Source organism: Flavobacterium salmonis (assembly GCF_903819435.1).
GTDB classification, from domain to species: domain Bacteria; phylum Bacteroidota; class Bacteroidia; order Flavobacteriales; family Flavobacteriaceae; genus Flavobacterium; species Flavobacterium chungangense.
In genome coordinates, this window is sequence record NZ_CAIJDP010000078.1 from 1 (window position 1) to 17,481 (window position 17,481).

Genomic DNA, 17,481 nt, shown 5'->3' on the forward strand with positions numbered 1-17,481 from the left:
TTTTTGTTTTTTGCCAAAAATTTCTTTTCTCCGCAATGTAATCTTCGTTTCTTCGTATAATCTTTTTTGATACAATTCAATGATAGCTTCTTCAATATCGTTATTCGTATTTCTGCCATTAAAAACATGAGTAATGTAAGAATTACTAAACGGCATCCCTTTTTTATTCCATATCGCTTTCTCTGCTAAAAGCTTTTGAACATCTTTTGAGTAGCCTGTTTTAAAGACTTTCTTCATTTTATTCCTTTGTCTGGCTGTAATCATAGATAAGTTTTATTTGAATCATATAATTATTGTATTTTTACTACGTATTTACTACGAAGTAACTATTTCAAATGTATATCATTTATTGATATATTGTATCATTTTTAATACAAAAAATGCAAACGGAAGGCGAGAGATTACGCTACTATATTGAAAGCAAGGAAGTTAACCTAAGACAGTTTTGTATAGAAAATGATATATTATACACTTCATTACATCCAATTTTAACGAATTCGAGGTCATTGGGAATGAATATTTTGAAAAAAATTATGCAGGTTTATCCTAATTTAAACATAAACTGGGTTTTAACAGGTATGGGTGATATGGAAATTACAGAAGACAACATTTTGCGTGATCCAAATTCAGTTTATCAAAATTCAGATCCCGGATATGTAGCTTTCTTAAAATACTTTGATAAAGAAGCCACTACAGATAAAATCATTGCCCTAATCGAAAAGAAATTAGAGGATAAGAAAAAGAAGTAATACAGAATATTTTGCGAAACGTATTCTACTAAAACAAATTAGTAAAACCACTCAAACTTTTTTAATCACATAAGTAACTATTCCCCAAATAATAAGCTGGTTGTCTTCCGTAACTTTTATGGGGCTGTAATTTGAATTTTCAGGCATGAGGTACAAACAGTCTTTTTCGACCTGAATGCGTTTTACGGTAAATTCGCCATCGATAAAACAAATCGCAATCTTATTATTTTGTGGTTCCAGGCTTCGGTCGACAACTAAAACATCTTTGTCATTAATCCCTGCATCAATCATAGAATTACCTTTGACCCTAATGTAAAAAGTAGCCAGCGCATTCTCACTTAACTCCTTATTAAGATCAATACTGGTTTCCATAAAATCTGCAGCCGGCGACGGAAAACCAGCCGAAACACCTTCAGTACTGTACGGAATCCTGATTTCACTTTCGAAATCAGCCTTAAAGAAGGTCAGTTTTTGTTCTTTTTTTACAGACATTTTACTTCCAATAATTTTTTGAAATCAGTAGTATATTTAGGCGAGAGATAATTCTGATTCATGTTCCAGGTCAAACTAAGATCCTGCGAAGCCAGTTTAACTTTTCTTTTTCCAATTTTATCATTCAGCTGATCCATCACCTTCATCAAAGCCAGATGTTTTGGGTTTTCTTCTTCAAACAACTGAAACTGCTTTTTATCTTCATCAATCAATTCTGTCACTACAACTCCTGCTTTTTTAAACCTGATGCTCTCATTTCCTTTATGTAATTTCTTCAGTAATTCTACAGCCGCATTTGAAATTGTCAAAGTCGAATTACTGGCATAAGGGAGCGTTACAGCCATATTAAAGTAATATTTAGAACTTTTAATGGTATGTCTGTCAATGACCAGCATTACAATTATAGTATGACAGCACGAATTTTGCCTGCGAAGCTTTTCAGCACAAACAGAGGCAAAAGTAACAATACGCTCACGCAGCAAATCAAAGTCGGAAATTTGTTTAGGAAAACTTCTCGTAGTTGCAATGCTCTTTTTTTGTTCCGGCAAAGGTTCTAAATCCAAAACCGATTTTCCTTCCAGTTCATATTTCAGGCGAAGACCAATCACGCCCATTTCTTTTTTAATCCAGGCCTCGTGTTGTGGCTGAATAAAATCCAGAGCCGTATGAATATTTCGAAGTTTGACTTTCTTTTTTGTTCGGTAACCAATCCCCCAGACATCTTCAATTTTAGTCCATTTTAAAGCTTTGATTCTTTTTTCATCGCTATCAATTACATAAACACCTTTAGTTTTATCTTGAAATTCCTTGGCAATTTTATTGGCTAATTTTGATAACGCCTTCGTTTCGGCAAAGCCAATGCAAACCGGAAGCCCAACCCATTTTTGAATACGGGATTTTATTTGAAGGCCATAATCCTGATAATTTAAAACTCCAACACCATCAAAATTCAGGAAGGCTTCGTCTATACTGTAAATTTCTACATTGGGCGTAAACTGCTCCAGAATTTTCATCACACGATCACTCAAATCTCCATACAAAGGATAATTTGACGAAAACAATTTGATGTTTTTTTCTTTTACCAATTCCTTAATCTTGAATGCCGGCACACCCATAGGAACTCCAACCGCCTTAGCCTCATTGCTTCTAGAAATTACGCAGCCATCATTGTTGGACAATATCGCAACCGGTTTTCCGTTGAATTCCGGCTGAAAAACACGTTCGCAGGAAGCATAAAAATTATTACAATCAACTAAAGCATACATCTTGCAAAATTACGCAATAGTGCAATATGCTTTTTGATAAGAAGCGTTAAATTTTATTTTAAGCAATACGCTTATCGTTGAAATAATTTAATTTTTTTAGAATTAAACTTATTTCTGCTTAATTGTTTTCAGGAAGAGTGTTTTTACCATACTATTGAATGCAAGTGTAAACACCTGTCCGGGCTTTAAAAAAATCAGAAAAACCAGAAAACTGATCATACGTGATTTTTAAATTCAGAATCAATAAACTTAATTTACTGATTATAAAATATTTATACGAAACAAAATCAAAAGAATTGAATTACTGCAAAGCCAGTTTTTGAAAGCTTTGATACCATTAAATTAAAAAAAACAGAATAAAAATTTAATGTTTTAATTTAAATAAAAAACTTACATTTGAATTTTAACTTAAATACATTTTTTATGAAAAAAACAGTACTTGCATTATTGCTTTTTACAGGAATTACATTTGCTCAGGACGTAGATGTTGTAAAAGGAAGCTTTGATTTTTTAAAAGATCAAAAAGAAATCAACGTAGAATTTGATTATAGTGATTTTACTATGATGAAAGACAAAAAAACTGAGGCACAATATGTAGAAGAAAGAACTGCAGAATTAAATGAAAAAACAAAAGGAAACGGAAACATCTGGAAAAAGAAATGGGAATCTGCAAAAGAATTAATCTGGACTCCAAAGTTTTTAGAGCTTGTAAATATCGTATTAAGTAAAGAAAAGAAAGATGTTACTTTTCAGGAAGGATTAAGTACTCCTTACACTTTGATCGTAAAAACAGTTTGGTTATACCCGGGTTGGGATGTGGCAATGATGAAACAGCCTGCAAAAGTTACTACAAATTTAAAATTTGTTGAAACGGCAAACAAATCAAATGTATTATTAGAGATTACAAGTGAAGAGGCTCCAGGAGATCAATGGGGAAATAACTTCAGCAACGAATCAAGACTTGGCGAAGGTTATGCTAAAACAGGTAAATCACTTGCTAAATTACTTTTGAAAAAGGCTTACAAATAATACAATCCAAAATAAAAAAAAACCCTGGTTCACACCAGGGTTTTTTGTTTTTATTTCTTTTCCATATCAATAAGATAAGCCATATTTTTTATCACATTGTCATGTTTTTTAACAAACGGATTTTCTTCATTCCAGACATATCCTGCTAAAACAGAACAAATTTTCTCTTTAACATCTGGATTTTCAGGCTGATGAAAAAACAAGGTTTGCAGGTTTCCAGTGTACCATTCTTTCACATAAGTAGTAAAAACAGCAATACCACGTTTCATATATTCTGTAAATTCAACTTCCCAGTCGACTTCAATACCTTTTGACTCTTTAAGGTATAATTTTGCAGCCAGCATTCCGGATTCTGTAGCAAAAGCGACTCCTGATGAAAAAACTGGGTCTAAAAATTCAGAACTGTTTCCTGTCAGCGCAAAACCATCTCCATACATTTTCTTTACGGCTCTTGAATAGTTTTCTAGTTTTACGGGTTCAAATAAAAACTCTGTTCCTTTAAATCTTTTTATATAGTAATCTGAAAGCTGAATTGCATTTTGCAGAGCCTCAGCATTGTCTTTGTTTTCTGAAAGTGAATTGATAAAGTCTGTTGGTCCTACAACGCCTAAACTGGTATTACCGTTAGAAAAAGGAATGACCCATAGCCAAACCTCAGTTTCCAAAATATCAAAAGAAATCAAGGTTCCCTCCTCGCCTTCTGGTCTGTTGATGTCTTTTACATGTGCAAAGATAGAAGAATGCGGATCTAATTTTGATGGCGTGTCAAGATCTAAAAGTCTTGGTAATACACGTCCGTATCCACTGGAATCAATAATAAATTTAGCATGAATTTCTTTTAGATTTCCATCCTTATCTTTTACAATCGTTTTCGAATTTTTTCCTTCAAAAGACACTTCCAGTACTTCTGATTCAAATTCAAGATCAATTCCTTTTCTGATTACTTCCTGTGCCATTGTATTGTCAAAATCAGCTCTTGGAACCTGCCAGGTCCAATCCCAGCCTTCACCAAATTTTTTACTGAAATCAAAAACACAAATTTCTTCGCCCCGAATAAAACGCGCTCCAAGCTTCTTTTCAAAATTCATTGCATCCAGACTTTCAAAAAGCTCTGCTTCAGAAAAATGGTCCATAACCCTTGGAATAAGGCTCTCGCCAACCACAAGTCTTGGAAACTTTGTTTTCTCAACTACTTTTATTTTAACTCCATTCTTATATAGGTACGATGCCGACACACATCCTGATGGTCCCGCACCTATGATTAAAACATCTACAAACTCCTTTGTCATATTTTCGAAATGTTATGATTTATTTAACTTACATTTGCCATCATCAAAATAACTACATTTATTTTGATAAATAAAATTAAATTAGCACAATCAAAACAGGTTTAATGAATACAATTAATGAATATTTAAGTTTAGCAGAATTTGAAGCCATTATCTTTGGTAATAATAAAGTTGTTATCAGCGATATTGTTTTAAACAGAGTCAATGAAAGCTTCAATTTCCTGAAAGAATTTTCAGGAAACAAAGTAATATACGGTGTTAATACAGGCTTCGGACCAATGGCCCAATACCGAATTAAGGAGTCCGATCAGATTCAATTACAATATAATTTAATCCGAAGCCACTCTTCTGGAACAGGAAAACCACTAAGTCCTGCCTGTGCAAAAGCAGCAATTTTAGCACGTTTAAACACTCTTTCGTTAGGAAATTCTGGCGTACATTCGTCAGTAATTCATTTAATGGCAGAACTTATCAATAGAGATATTACACCTTTAATCTTCGAACATGGCGGTGTAGGTGCCAGCGGCGATTTAGTACAATTGTCACATTTAGCATTAGTTTTAATTGGCGAAGGTGAGGTTTTTTATAAAGGAGACCGAAGACCAACTCAGGAAGTTTTCGAAATCGAAGGACTAAAACCAATTCAGGTAGAAATCAGAGAAGGATTGGCATTGATTAACGGAACTTCAGTAATGACCGGAATTGGGGTTGTAAATGTACATCACGCCAATAAATTATTAGACTGGTCTTTAAAATGTTCTTGTGCCATAAACGAATTGGTTCAGGCCTATGATGATCATTTCTCTCAGGAATTAAACCAAACCAAACGTCATAAAGGACAGCAGGAAGTAGCGGCAAGAATGAGACAAAATCTTTCTGACAGTACACTGATCCGTAAAAGAGAAGACCACTTATATTCTGGTGAAAATACAGAAGAAATCTTCAAAGAAAAAGTTCAGGAATATTACTCGCTACGTTGTGTGCCTCAAATTTTAGGTCCCGTTTTAGAAACAATAAATAATGTCGCCTCTATATTGGAAGATGAATTTAACTCAGCCAACGACAATCCTATTATAGATGTAAAAAATCAACACGTTTATCACGGAGGAAATTTCCACGGCGATTATATTTCACTTGAAATGGATAAACTAAAAATTGTTATTACCAAATTAACAATGTTGGCAGAACGCCAGTTGAATTATTTACTGAATTCAAAAATCAACGAACTTCTTCCTCCGTTTGTTAATTTAGGAACTTTAGGTTTCAATTTCGGAATGCAGGGTGTTCAGTTTGTGGCGACTTCAACAACAGCAGAAAGCCAAATGTTGTCTAACCCAATGTATGTACACAGTATTCCTAACAACAATGACAATCAGGATATCGTAAGTATGGGAACAAACTCGGCGGTAATTACATCAAAAGTGATCGAAAACTCTTTTGAAGTATTAGCAATCGAAATGATTACAATTGTTCAGGCAATCGATTATTTACAGCAAAAAGATAAAATTTCGTCAGTAACCAGAAAATGGTACGATGATGTTCGAAACATAATTCCTGTATTTAAGGAAGATCAGGTGATGTATCCTTTTGTTCAAAATGTAAAAGATTACCTTATAAACAGTTAAACCATATATTATTAATCTTGAATCTTAAACCCATGAAAAAATCATTGCTTTTTTTATTGTTAGTATTTATTCAGTTTGTTAATAGTCAGGAATTGGCTTTAGTTAAGAAAAACGGAAAATTTGGTTATTTTACTAAAGCAGGCACATTCCAGATAGAACCTAAATATAAGGTTGCAAAAAACTTCTCGGATGGTCTTGCCGCTGTAGAAGATAACGGAAAATGGGGTTTTATCGATGTAAAAGGAAATTGGGCAATCCCGGCTACTTTTAATGATGTCAAATATTTTAACAGCGGAATCTGTATTGTGTCCAAAGATAAAAACTGGGTTTACATTAATACAAAAGGAGAAGTACTAAAAGCACCGGCTTCAGAAAAATTATTTGATTTTGATGGTGGTATAGCTTTTATAAAACAAGGAAACAAAGTAGGGTTAATCAATTCTAAAATGGCGGTTATATTAGAACCCAAATACGATTTGATCAAACCGTTTGAAAATGGATTTGCAAGAGTAAAGAATAATGACAAATGGGGAATTATCAATACAGCCGGAAAAGAAGTCGTTGAACCAATTTATGCCGAAATCGGAAATTATTACAAAACCACAACCTGGGCAAAAAAAGGAGAGGCTTTTGGATTAGTAACCGCCGGAAAATTTATTCCTGTAGACGGTGCAGATAAAATCTGGGATTTTGAGTCACAAGATATAACGTATGCAAGAAAAGGCGGAAAAATTGGTTACATTGACTTAAAAGGAAATTGGACAATTCTACCTATATATGATAAAGTAAAAGCTTTTTCAAAAAATTTAGCTCCGGTATGTGTCGGATCAAAATGGGGATATATCAATTTGAAAGCAGAATTCGTCATTCCGCCAACTTATAAAGATGCCGAAGTTTTCAGTAAAAACGGACTGGCTCCGGTAAAAGAAAACAACTGGGGTTTTATTGATGAAAAAGGAAAATTGGTAATCCCAACACAATACGGAATTACCGCCAAGGGTTTTGCAGCATTGTTTACAGATCAGGGTAAAGGCTTTATCGATGGCATTGCAAGAGTACAAAACGAAGGCAAATGGGGTTTTCTTAAACCGGATGGCACGGTTTTAGGTAACCAATGGTTTGAAAATGCAGAACTTTTTACAAATAATAATAAACCAAAAATCTAATTCCGTTTTATTAATAAAAAACGGAATTCAAAAAAAAATATTTTTAATATATGAAATGTGTATTAGTAACGGGCGGTTCACGAGGAATTGGAAGTTCTATTTGTAAAAAATTGGCCACTGAATCCGATTATCATATCCTGATTAACTACCACTCCAATAAAACCGCAGCCGAAGAAACGCTGCAGGAAGTTCAGAAATTAGGAGCAACGGGGGAAATCTTAGGTTTTGATGTTTCGAATTTTGAAGAGGTCCAAAATACGCTAACAAAATGGCAGGAATCAAATCCTGAAGCTATAGTGGAAGCAATTGTAAACAACGCCGGAATCACAAAAGATGGTCTTTTTATGTGGATGACTCCTGAAGACTGGAATGGTGTTGTGAATACAACTGTAAACGGTTTTTTTAATGTGACGCAGTTTTTTATGCAAAAAATGTTGCGTAATAAGTATGGCCGAATCGTAAATATGGTTTCAGTTTCAGGTGTAAAAGGAACAGCAGGCCAAACCAATTATTCTGCTGCAAAAGGCGCTATAGTTGCAGCAACAAAAGCATTGGCACAGGAAGTTGCAAAACGCAATATCACTGTAAATGCAGTTGCACCTGGTTTTATCAGAACCGATATGACAAGTCAGTTAGACGAAAAAGAATTACTAAAACTAATTCCGGTAAATCGTTTTGGAGAAGCTGAAGAAGTAGCCGACTTAGTGAGTTTTTTAATCTCAAAAAAAGCAAGTTATATTACAGGTGAAATTATCAACATAAACGGAGGAATATATTCTTAAAAAATTACTTTAAAAGAAGATGAACAGGAGAGTTGTAATTACAGGAATGGGAATTTATTCCTGCATTGGTACCTCATTAGAAGAGGTAAAGGAGTCTTTATACAATGGAAAATCAGGTATTCAGTTTGATCCTGAGCGAAAAGAGTTTGGTTTTCAATCTTCCCTAACAGGAATGGTTCCAAAACCTGATTTAAAAAACGCACTGACCCGCAGACAACGAATGAGCATTGGTGAAGAAACCGAATATGCATATATGGCAACTATCGAAGCCTTAAAAAATGCTAATATTGACGATTCTTTTTTTGATACTCGAGAAGTTGGAATTATGTATGGAAATGATAGTGTCTCAAAAGCTATTATTGATGCTACCGATATTATTCGGGAGAAAAAAGACACTGCTTTAATTGGTTCAGGAGCTATTTTTAAATCGATGAATTCTACAGTAACCATGAATTTATCTACTATTTTTAAACTTCGAGGAATCAATCTGACTATAAGTGCTGCTTGTGCAAGCGGTTCACATTCTATTGGATTAGCATATTTTTTAATAAAAAGTGGTTTTCAGGATATTATTATTTGTGGAGGTGCACAGGAAATTAACAAATATGCAATGAGCAGTTTTGATGGCTTAGGTGTTTTTGCTTCAAGAGAAAACGAACCTACAAAAGCATCAAGGCCTTTTGATGCTGGCCGTGATGGTTTAATTCCGAGTGGCGGAGGAGCAACCTTAATATTAGAAAGCTATGAATCTGCTATAGCCCGTGGTGCCACTATCATTGCAGAAATTGGAGGTTACGGCTTTTCATCAAACGGAGGTCATATTTCTACTCCAAATGTCGAAGGACCCTCAATTGCCATGCAAAGAGCACTTGATGATGCGCAGTTAAAACCAGGCGATATTGATTATATAAATGCTCACGCAACTTCAACTCCGGTAGGGGACGAAAATGAAGCCAAAGCGATTTTTGAAGTTTTTGGTGAGAAAAATCCTTACATAAGTTCTACCAAATCAATGACAGGTCACGAATGTTGGATGGCAGGAGCAAGTGAGGTAATCTATTCTATTATAATGATGCAGCACGATTTTATTGCCCCTAATATCAATTTAGAAAATCCTGATGAAGATGCATTAAAATTAAATTTAGTTAAAACTACGTTAAATAAAAAATTTGATATATTTTTGTCGAATTCCTTCGGGTTTGGAGGAACCAACTCTGCGTTGGTAGTTAAAAAGTTTAAATGAAGATGAACAAAGAAGAGATTATAAAGAGAATTAATGGTTTTTTGGTGGATGAATTTGAAGTTGATAACGACGAGATTCAACCAGATGCCAATTTAAAAGACACACTTGGCCTTGACAGTTTGGATTATGTAGATTTGGTCGTTTCTATCGAAGCAAATTTTGGTGTAAAACTTGTTGAAGTCGATTTTGTAGGAGTGGCTACTTTCGAGAATTTTTATGACCTTATCGACTCTAAACTAAAAGTTAAAGTTGCTTAATGAGTCAATGGGATGGCAAATCTAAAGGAACAGTTTTAGGTTATAGAATATTCGTTTTTTTAATACAAAAGGCAGGTATTAAAGCTGCCTATGTATTACTTTATTTTGTTGCTTCTTATTATTTTTTATTCTTAAAGAAAAGCAACAAAGCGATTTTTTATTATTTTAAAGAGAGACTTCACTATTCTAATTTCAAATCTAAAAAAATGGTTTTCAAAAGTTATTACACTTTTGGTCAGACCATCATTGATAAAATTTCCATTTCGGCAGGAATGCGAAATAAATTTACCTATGAATTTGATGGAATTGAAATTCTAAAAAATTTATTGGCAGAGAAAAAAGGCGGAGTTCTTATAAGTGCCCATGTTGGAAATTTTGAAATTGCCGAACATTTTTTTGGAGAAATCGATCTTGATTTTCAGATTAATCTGGTCACTACCGATTTAGAACATTCCGCTATTAAAAAATATCTGGAAAGTGTTACCCAAAAATCAGCTGTAAAATTCATAATTATCAAAGATGATTTATCTCATATTTTTGAGATAAATGCTGCTTTGGCAAACAATGAATTGGTTTGTTTTACTGGCGATCGCTATTTTGAAGGAACAAAATCACTTTCTGAAAAATTTTTGGGACAGGAAGCAAACTTCCCTGCAGGTCCTTTTTTAATAGCTTCACGATTAAAAGTTCCCGTAGTTTTTGTTTATGTAATGAAAGAACCAAACTTACATTATCATTTATATGCAAGAGAGGCAGCCGTAAAACATCGTGATGAAAAGGGACTCTTAAAAGCTTATGTTGAAAGTGTAGAAAATATTCTGCAAAAATATCCTCTGCAGTGGTTTAATTATTTCGATTTTTGGAAAAATAATTAAATAAAAAACCTCAATTAAAATTACAGACAGCTATTGTTTTTTATAGTTGTAAACTTAAAATAATGTATGGAAGAATTTGACTCGGTTATTATTGGTTCTGGTGTTGGTGGTTTAGGAACTGCAATTTGTCTGGCAAGGGCAGGACAAAAAGTTTTAGTACTCGAACAACATTATGTACCGGGAGGATGGAGTCATAGTTTTACCCTAAAAGGGCAGCGTTTTAGTCCGGGAGTACATTATGTTGGACTGCTGGATGAAGGACAATCAACAAACAAACTTTATCGTGGTCTGGGAATTGCCAATGATATGGTGTTTTTCAGAATGAACAAAAATGCTTTTGAACATTGCCTGATAGGTGATAAAACTTTCGATTTCCCCGCAGGAATAGATAACCTCAAAGAAACGCTTTCGGCACATTTTCCTTCTGAAAAAAAAAATATCAATGAATATCTTACATTAGTTGAAAGAGTAAGTTATGAACTTCAGCTAATTCCAAAATTAAAAGGGTGGTGGCAGAAAATAACCGTTCCTTTTCGAACCAAACACTTTGGAAAATTTGCCCTGTTTCCCTTAAAAAAAGTTATAGGCTGGCATATAAAAAATCCAATGCTAAAAGCTGTGCTGAATATTCAGTGTGGCGATCATGGACTTTCGCCAAACAGAGCCTGCTTTCCTGTACATTGCTCAGTAATGAGTCATTATTTTGATGGCGGATTTTACCCTATGGGCGGTGGCGGCGGAATTGTAAAAGCCATGACCAACGGAATAAAAAGACATGGTGGTGAAGTAAGGGTAGAGCAAAATGTAAAAAAAATAATAATTGAAAATAATAAAGCAATTGGTGTACAATTAGAAAACGGACATCAGATTTTTGCAAAAAATATTATTTCAAATGCTGATCCGTCAATTACCTATCTCAAGCTGATTGGCAAGGAATACTTAAGCAATTCGCTGCTGAAAAAACTGCAAAAAACAAAATATTCAGTTACTTCCCTAATTTTATTTTTAACTCTGGACTTAGATGTAACACGCTACGGAATTGATTCCGGAAATATGTGGGTCATGAAAGATGAAAATGACGATGCCAATTTTGAGGATTTAATGAGCGACACTATTGCTGACGGAGATTCTTTCCCTGCTCTTTTTATGAGCTGCACAACACTCAAAGATCCGCCAAGTTTTAATGGGCGCTATCATAATTTCGAAATTGTAACGTATGTTAATTATGAACATATCCCTAATTTTTCAGACACAGAAGATTATCACAATGAAGAATACATTGCGTTTAAAGAAAAAGTCACTGAGAAGTTTATGAATAATGTGGAGAAAATTATTCCTGATGCAAAAAAACATGTCATTCAGGCTGAATTAGGAACTCCAAAAACAAATGAATTTTACATTAATTCGACAAATGGAAATGTCTATGGTACTGAAAAAACCTTAAATCAGGTGGGACCATTTTCATTTAAAAACAAATCTGAAATAGAAAATTTGCATCTTTGTGGCGCCTGCACCTTATCTCATGGTGTTACAGGAGCAACTTATTCAGGAATTGCGGCTGCAGCCTCCATTTTAAAATGTACTTCGGATGATTTAATAATTGAAGATGCGGATCAAAAAATACGTATTTATGATGCCGAAGACAAATCAACCTGGCCAGATTGGGTTCATACCAAACGAACTGATAAAATCCGAAAATTCGTTTAAAAATACTTACTTTTGCCACCGACCAAAGCAACCAACCAGATGAAAAATGTTCTCGTTATTTATTATTCACAATCCGGACAATTAAAATCTATTGCACAAAACATTGCAAAACCATTTTTAAATTCCGAAGAAATAAAAGTTACTTTTCATGAAATACAATTAGAAAAACCATTTCCGTTTCCTTGGGACAAAACTTCATTTTTTGATGCTTTTCCTGAAACATTTCTACAAATTCCGACAACATTAAAACCCGTTTCTGAAGAAATTCTAAACACAAAATTTGATTTGATTTTGCTGCACTATCAGGTTTGGTATTTATCACCATCCATTCCAATGAATTCATTTTTAAAAAGTAATGAAGGCAAAAAAATCTTAAACAATACTCCTATAGTTACTATTAACGGATCCCGCAACATGTGGATTATGGCTCAGGAAAAAATTAAGGTGTTATTGCAACAGGCAAATGCACAATTGGTAGGAAATATAGCTTTGGTAGATCGTGTTGGAAACTTAATTAGTGTTATTACTATTGTTGAATGGATGTTTTCAGGTGTAAAGAAAAAATATTTAGGCTTCTTTCCATTACCTGGCGTGTCTGAAAAAGATATTCAGGAATCAACAAAATTCGGAGAAGCAATACTTTCAGAATTTAACCAAAATAATTTAGTTAATTTACAGCCAAAATTGGTAGCTTTGGGCGCTGTTAGAATTAGTTCATATTTAATTAAAGTTGACAAAACTGCAAATAAAATTTTTAAAAAATGGTCTAAATTCATTTTTAAAAATCAAAACAACAGAAAGCGACTTCTTAAAATATTTTATATTTATTTATTCTTAGCAATATGGGTAATCTCGCCAATAGTATATATATTGCACCTCATTACCTATCCTTTTAAACTAAAAATAATAAAAAGACAAACCCAATATTATCAAGGAGTTTAGAATCCTAATTTAAATTATGTTTGAAGTATATATTACAAAAGCTGCAAAGTATTTGCCAAATGAAGCCGTTTCGAATGATGAAATGGAAAACTATTTAGGACTAATAAATGATACTGCTTCAAAAGCAAGACGTATTATTTTGCGCAATAATAAAATTGCCACTCGTTATTATGCTGTTGATAAAAATGGAAACAGTACACATAACAATACGGAACTAACCCGAAACGCTGTTGTACAATTGTTTGATGACAATTTTACACCTCAGGATTTGGAAGTCCTTTCTTGCGGTACTTCATCACCAGATGTTCTGGCCCCTTCTCATGCCGCTATGGTTCATGGTTTATTAAAAAATAAATCGGTTGAGTTGAATTCTTCGTCGGGAATTTGCTGCTCTGGTATGAACGCCTTAAAGTTTGGCTATCTTTCGGTAAAATCAGGAAATTCTAAAAATGCAATCTGTACCGGATCTGAAAAAGTTTCGACATGGCTTGCTGCCCAAAAATACAATCACGAAATCATCAATTTAAAAAATCTTGAAGAACAGCCAATTATTGCTTTCAAAAAAGATTTTTTACGCTGGATGTTATCTGATGGTGCCGGAGCTTTTTTATTAGAAAATAAACCAAGAGAAGGTGCTGTTTCATTAAAAATTGAATGGATGGAATCTTATTCATATGCATACGAACTTGAAACGTGTATGTATGCCGGGGGTGATAAATTAGCTAATGGAGAAATAAAACCATGGAGTGACTTCACACCAGAACAATGGTTAAACGAATCTGTATTTGCAGTTAAACAGGACGTAAAATTGCTGGACGAATTTATTTTACCAAAGGGGGTTGAAAGTATGAGCCATGCTATGGAAAAAAATAATATTACAGCAGAACAGGTTGATTATTTTTTACCACATGTTTCTTCTAACTTTTTTGTTGAAGGATTGAAAAATGGATTAAATGAAAAAGGAATTGTTCTTACCGATGAAAAATGGTTTATGAATCTTTTAAGGGTTGGAAACGTTGGTTCTGCTTCGATTTATATTGCACTTGAAGAATTATTGTATTCAGGAAAATTAAAAAAAGGAGATCGTATTCTTTTATCAGTTCCTGAAAGCGGAAGATTCTCTTTTGCGTATGCGTATTTAACGGTTTGCTAATGGAAACAACTTTACTTTTAGAAAAAGAAGCTGTCGAAAATCTATTACCACAAAAGTTTCCTTTTGTAATGGTAGATCGTATGATTTCTTATTCTGAAACATCCTTGATTGCTGGTTTGAATATTCAAAAAGATAATATCTTTTTAAAAGATACCACTTTTTTAGAATCAGGTCTAATTGAACATATGGCACAGTCAGTGGCGCTGCATACCGGTTATACGTTTTTTTTGAAAAATGAAATTGGACCAACTGGCTATATCGGTTCAATTAAAGATATTGAGATTAAAAAGTTACCCCAAATCAACGATACGATTCAATCGACAGTTTCGATTTTACAGGAATTTGCCGGAATCACTCTTGTTAACATTGTGACTTTTTTAAATAATGAAGAAATTGCAAGCGGACAAATGAAAACCGTTTTAGCTAAATAATATAGATTATGAAAGTCGGAATTGACATCCAAAATTACTTGCCTCATCGAGCTCCAATGCTGATGGTTGATTTGATTTTAGATATCGACACCAACTTTGTATCAACCATATTCTTAATCAAAGAAGACAATATTTTTGTCGACAAAAACATTTTTGTTGAAGCAGGTTTAATCGAAAATACAGCACAAACATGTTCGTCAATTGTAGGCAAAAAATACTTTTTTGATGAAGACGGAACAGAAAACCAATATGTAAATGTTATTGGTTTTATCAGCGCCTTAAAAAATCTGAAAATCTATTCGCTACCAAAAGTTGGCGATACCATAACTACCAAAGCTACCCTGGTTTCAAAATTTGTTGGCGACGATTATACTTTATGCACAATGAGTTGTCAAAGCATGCTCAAAGACAAAATACTTTTAGAATGCGAAATCAATTTGTTTATTCAAAAGACGATTTCAAGAACAGAATATTGATTCTTTTTTTAAAATCTTAAATAAAAATTTAAACCAAAAACTGCCTCACTTATTTATTACAAATTATGGTAAACTGTAAATGGTGTCAAAAAGAGATCGAGCCTCACGAAATACATATCGATAATACGCAAATAATTATTTGTGCAAGCTGTACCCTTAAATTACATAAAGTCAGTATTGAGCAGAATTTGATGCAATATGACCCGAAATTAATAAAGGTTGTTGAAGCTCAAAACAAGAAAATTTTATTTTCCCACATCATTATAATTGCCCTTATTTTAATGTTTTCTTATTTTCTAAAATTGATATAATGGAAAAGATAAAATGTATGTTCTGCGAAGCCGATAATCCAAACAAATCTTATATTCAAGACGAAGGCAAAACTATTTGTATTGATTGTGTTAATCTATGTGTTGGTGCTATTTTTAATTTCTCTAAAATTCCTTCTCGAGATTCTATGACTGATGCAGTAAATGAAATTTATAAGAAATACGCCATTTGGACCTATTTAATATACGTGGTTTTAATTATAATCTTATTAATTACCAGATAGAAACTTACAAAATAAACCCGTCATGGAAAAAGAAAATGTCCCGCAGCACGATGGAAATTTAAGCAAAAAGGACCTACGGGAACTCGTTTATGCTACAGATGAAAACGGCAATTACACCACAGCCCTGAGTACAGGCTGGGAACCAAAAGCTATTGCACTTTCTAACGCGATTGATGATATAAAAGAACGTGCCGAAGAAGCAAAACAGAAAGTACTAAAGGGCGAAGTAAGTCCTATTTGCTATTATATGGAACTTAACAAAATGGATCTTTCTATCCTTGCGGGTTATGTAGAAATGTGGAAATGGCGTGTAAAAAGACATTTTAAACCCGCTGTTTTTGCTAAACTGAACGATAAAATTTTACAGAAATATGCCGATGCTTTTGAGATCTCAATAGCCGAATTAAAAAATATAAAAACAGATTAATGCAAGTTACTTTTACACATCACCAATCTGCTCATTGTGAAAACGGAGTAGCTTCAAACCTGTTAAAAAACAAAGGACTCCATATTAGCGAACCCATGGTTTTTGGAATTGGTTCCGGGCTTATTTTCGTCTATCTGCCTTTCTTAAAAGTCAATCATGCGCCTGCCATCAGTTACCGTACTTTGCCGGGACAGATTTTTAATAAAGTTGCCAATCGTTTAAATCTAAAAATAAAAAGACAAAAATTTTCTTCGGTAAGCTCTGCCAATAAAGCTTTGGAAGAAAATCTTAAAAACAATATCCCAACCGGATTACAAGTAGGTGTGTATCATTTGAGCTATTTTCCTGATGAATACCGCTTTCATTTCAACGCACACAATCTAGTCGTTTACGGAAAAACCGAAACCGATTATCTAATCAGCGATCCGGTGATGGAAACCGTGACTACTTTAAAACATGACGAACTGGATAAAGTGCGTTTTGCCAAAGGAGCATTTGCTCCAAGAGGCCAGATGTATTATCCAATTCAAATTCCAAAAGAAGTTGATTTGAAAAGTGCAATTATTAAAGGAATCCAAAATACCTGTCGATATATGCTGGCACCTATGCCAATTGTGGGTGTTCGCGGTATTAAATTTGTTTCTCGCCAAATCAGGAAATGGCCTGTAAAACATGGTGTCAAAAAAGCAAATCATTATTTGGCACAAATAGTTCGCATGCAGGAAGAAATTGGTACCGGAGGCGGTGGTTTCCGATTTATTTATGCAGCATTTTTACAAGAAGCTTCGGTTGTTTTGGGTAATGAAGAATTAAAAAATCTTTCGAAAGAAATGACTAAAATTGGCGATTCCTGGAGAGATTTTGCCGTAGAAGCTTCCCGTATTTACAAAAACAGAAGCGCCAAAGAAGATGCGTACAACGTTATTGCCGATGAGCTTTTGGACATCGCAAATCGCGAAGAAATCTTTTTCAAAAAACTAAAAAAAGCAGTTAGCTAATTATATTTTGAATCCCATCATA

At 33.8% G+C, this 17,481-nt stretch carries 20 protein-coding genes; 16 read left to right on the plus strand and 4 right to left on the minus strand.

From position 1 onward, the window contains the following. Window positions 1–264 (minus strand): hypothetical protein (locus tag FLACHUCJ7_RS15515; protein ID WP_180909527.1); only part of this gene is annotated, 264 nt, incomplete at its 3' end. A gap of 116 nt (window positions 265–380) precedes the next feature. On the opposite strand from FLACHUCJ7_RS15515, the gene FLACHUCJ7_RS15520 reads away from it, so the two are divergent. Beyond that, complete coding sequence (locus FLACHUCJ7_RS15520) at window positions 381–749, plus strand: hypothetical protein (RefSeq protein WP_078226826.1); 369 nt, start codon at window positions 381–383, stop codon at window positions 747–749. A gap of 51 nt (window positions 750–800) precedes the next feature. On the opposite strand, the gene FLACHUCJ7_RS15525 is transcribed toward FLACHUCJ7_RS15520, so the two are convergent. After that, a complete protein-coding gene (locus FLACHUCJ7_RS15525; RefSeq protein ID WP_078226825.1) occupies window positions 801–1,241 on the minus strand; it encodes a LexA family protein in 441 nt (146 codons plus the stop codon). Further along, window positions 1,232–2,506 carry a Y-family DNA polymerase gene (locus FLACHUCJ7_RS15530; protein ID WP_180909528.1) on the minus strand — a complete coding sequence of 425 codons (1,275 nt, stop codon included), beginning with the start codon at window positions 2,504–2,506 and terminating at the stop codon, window positions 1,232–1,234. The genes FLACHUCJ7_RS15525 and FLACHUCJ7_RS15530 overlap by 10 nt, the downstream gene beginning before the upstream one ends. 423 nt (window positions 2,507–2,929) lie before the next feature. On the opposite strand from FLACHUCJ7_RS15530, the gene FLACHUCJ7_RS15535 reads away from it, so the two are divergent. Further along, window positions 2,930–3,535: a hypothetical protein gene (locus FLACHUCJ7_RS15535; RefSeq protein WP_031453932.1), complete on the plus strand. Its 606-nt coding sequence runs from the start codon at window positions 2,930–2,932 to the stop codon at window positions 3,533–3,535. A gap of 50 nt (window positions 3,536–3,585) precedes the next feature. On the opposite strand, the gene FLACHUCJ7_RS15540 is transcribed toward FLACHUCJ7_RS15535, so the two are convergent. Next, a complete protein-coding gene (locus FLACHUCJ7_RS15540) occupies window positions 3,586–4,824 on the minus strand; it encodes an NAD(P)/FAD-dependent oxidoreductase (protein ID WP_180909529.1) in 1,239 nt (412 codons plus the stop codon). 104 nt (window positions 4,825–4,928) lie between these two features. Between FLACHUCJ7_RS15540 and FLACHUCJ7_RS15545 the strand changes: the two genes are divergently transcribed. The 14 genes from FLACHUCJ7_RS15545 to FLACHUCJ7_RS15610 all read left to right on the plus strand — a co-directional run bounded on the left by FLACHUCJ7_RS15545 (window position 4,929) and on the right by FLACHUCJ7_RS15610 (window position 17,459). Next, the gene (locus FLACHUCJ7_RS15545) at window positions 4,929–6,449 is read left to right on the plus strand and encodes an HAL/PAL/TAL family ammonia-lyase (protein WP_078226822.1); all 1,521 of its coding nucleotides are present in this window, start codon (window positions 4,929–4,931) and stop codon (window positions 6,447–6,449) included. A 32-nt stretch (window positions 6,450–6,481) separates the two neighbouring features. Beyond that, complete coding sequence (locus FLACHUCJ7_RS15550) at window positions 6,482–7,615, plus strand: WG repeat-containing protein (protein WP_180909530.1); 1,134 nt, start codon at window positions 6,482–6,484, stop codon at window positions 7,613–7,615. Between the two features lie 50 nt (window positions 7,616–7,665). Next, window positions 7,666–8,397, plus strand: a complete 732-nt coding sequence (fabG, locus tag FLACHUCJ7_RS15555; protein WP_031453928.1) for a 3-oxoacyl-ACP reductase FabG — start codon at window positions 7,666–7,668, stop codon at window positions 8,395–8,397. Between the two features lie 19 nt (window positions 8,398–8,416). After that, a complete protein-coding gene (locus FLACHUCJ7_RS15560; protein WP_031453927.1) occupies window positions 8,417–9,640 on the plus strand; it encodes a beta-ketoacyl-[acyl-carrier-protein] synthase family protein in 1,224 nt (407 codons plus the stop codon). Between the two features lie 2 nt (window positions 9,641–9,642). Next, on the plus strand, window positions 9,643–9,897 hold the full coding sequence (locus FLACHUCJ7_RS15565; RefSeq protein ID WP_031453926.1) for an acyl carrier protein: 255 nt from the start codon (window positions 9,643–9,645) through the stop codon (window positions 9,895–9,897). Next, window positions 9,897–10,772, plus strand: a complete 876-nt coding sequence (locus FLACHUCJ7_RS15570) for an LpxL/LpxP family acyltransferase (RefSeq protein ID WP_031453925.1) — start codon at window positions 9,897–9,899, stop codon at window positions 10,770–10,772. Before FLACHUCJ7_RS15565 ends, FLACHUCJ7_RS15570 begins: the two co-directional genes overlap by 1 nt. Window positions 10,773–10,838: 66 nt before the next feature. Further along, the gene (locus FLACHUCJ7_RS15575; RefSeq protein WP_180909531.1) at window positions 10,839–12,479 is read left to right on the plus strand and encodes a phytoene desaturase family protein; all 1,641 of its coding nucleotides are present in this window, start codon (window positions 10,839–10,841) and stop codon (window positions 12,477–12,479) included. Between the two features lie 39 nt (window positions 12,480–12,518). Beyond that, on the plus strand, window positions 12,519–13,421 hold the full coding sequence (locus FLACHUCJ7_RS15580) for an NADPH-dependent FMN reductase family protein (protein WP_180909660.1): 903 nt from the start codon (window positions 12,519–12,521) through the stop codon (window positions 13,419–13,421). 16 nt (window positions 13,422–13,437) lie between these two features. Continuing rightward, window positions 13,438–14,574, plus strand: a complete 1,137-nt coding sequence (locus FLACHUCJ7_RS15585) for a beta-ketoacyl-ACP synthase III (protein ID WP_078226814.1) — start codon at window positions 13,438–13,440, stop codon at window positions 14,572–14,574. Further along, the gene (locus FLACHUCJ7_RS15590; RefSeq protein ID WP_078226813.1) at window positions 14,574–15,005 is read left to right on the plus strand and encodes a hypothetical protein; all 432 of its coding nucleotides are present in this window, start codon (window positions 14,574–14,576) and stop codon (window positions 15,003–15,005) included. The genes FLACHUCJ7_RS15585 and FLACHUCJ7_RS15590 overlap by 1 nt, the downstream gene beginning before the upstream one ends. Window positions 15,006–15,013: 8 nt before the next feature. After that, window positions 15,014–15,481 carry an ABC transporter permease gene (locus FLACHUCJ7_RS15595; protein ID WP_180909532.1) on the plus strand — a complete coding sequence of 156 codons (468 nt, stop codon included), beginning with the start codon at window positions 15,014–15,016 and terminating at the stop codon, window positions 15,479–15,481. 310 nt (window positions 15,482–15,791) lie between these two features. After that, on the plus strand, window positions 15,792–16,034 hold the full coding sequence (locus FLACHUCJ7_RS15600) for a hypothetical protein (RefSeq protein ID WP_180909533.1): 243 nt from the start codon (window positions 15,792–15,794) through the stop codon (window positions 16,032–16,034). A gap of 22 nt (window positions 16,035–16,056) precedes the next feature. Then, window positions 16,057–16,461 carry a hypothetical protein gene (locus tag FLACHUCJ7_RS15605; protein WP_110307752.1) on the plus strand — a complete coding sequence of 135 codons (405 nt, stop codon included), beginning with the start codon at window positions 16,057–16,059 and terminating at the stop codon, window positions 16,459–16,461. Next, window positions 16,461–17,459: a BtrH N-terminal domain-containing protein gene (locus FLACHUCJ7_RS15610; protein ID WP_110307753.1), complete on the plus strand. Its 999-nt coding sequence runs from the start codon at window positions 16,461–16,463 to the stop codon at window positions 17,457–17,459. Before FLACHUCJ7_RS15605 ends, FLACHUCJ7_RS15610 begins: the two co-directional genes overlap by 1 nt. Window positions 17,460–17,481: the final 22 nt, after the last annotated feature.